Here is an 833-nt window from a genome sequence, read left to right as displayed (position 1 = left end):
CTGCATCAACAATGTGTCAGTTACCACTGACTTACCGTATGACAGGGTTCGTTCCGGAACACCCATCAACCCGACAAGGAGAAGACCATGAAGGAGACAGTAAGCAAAGGCCTGAGGCACTGCGCGGCAGCAGCGGCGGCGCTGGCATGACGTGGCTCGCAGCGGCGCGCGGGGGGCGTGGTGCCGTCGATCAGGCGCTGCTGGCTGCGATCGAATCCGCCGAACGCAACGCCCCGCCCGGCAAACGGCCCATCGTCGAGACGCATATTCACTTCTGGCAGGTGACCCGGTCCGGCGGTGTGCCATGGCCCACAGCGGCGGAGGGGCCGATCTTCCGCGACGTGCTGCCGCCGGAGTACAGCGCATTCGCCAGGTCCCAGGGCGTGGTGGCGGCCGGGATCGTGGAAGCGAGCGGCATTGTTCAGGACAACCAGTGGGTCCTCGACCTCATCAAGAACGATCCGTTTTACGCGTTCTTCGTCGGGAACATCGAGGTAGGCGCGCCGAACTTTTCCACCGATCTCGCGCGGTTCGCAACGGACCCGCGCTTCGTGGGAATCCGCGGCTATCTCACCGGCCCGGCTGAGGGCATCACGCTCAGCGCGGCACAGCTCACCAGCCTGCGCGACCTGGCAGCGCGCGGTATGACGCTCGACATCATCAGCCGGGGGACCAGGAATCCGAAGAGCCAGGTGCAGGCGCTTTGTACCGCGGTGCCCAATCTGCGCATCATCATCGACCATTTGGGTGGCGCAACCGGGCCGGCGGTGGACCCCACCTGGGCGTCCGACGTTCGCCGCCTCGCCAGCGACTGCCCGAATCTGTACATGAAG

1 protein-coding gene is annotated in these 833 nt (G+C 65.2%); it reads left to right on the top strand.

Going from position 1 to position 833, the window contains the following annotated elements; translation table 11 throughout:
- Positions 1-146 precede the first annotated feature (146 nt).
- A partial coding sequence (locus tag AC1D1X_RS24665; protein WP_477699537.1) for an amidohydrolase family protein occupies positions 147-833 on the top strand: 687 nt, incomplete at its 3' end.

This window comes from Polaromonas sp. P1_G4 (assembly GCF_056405475.1).
Note: the sequence above shows the minus strand (reverse complement) of the source record. Positions and strands in the feature narration are given on the sequence as shown.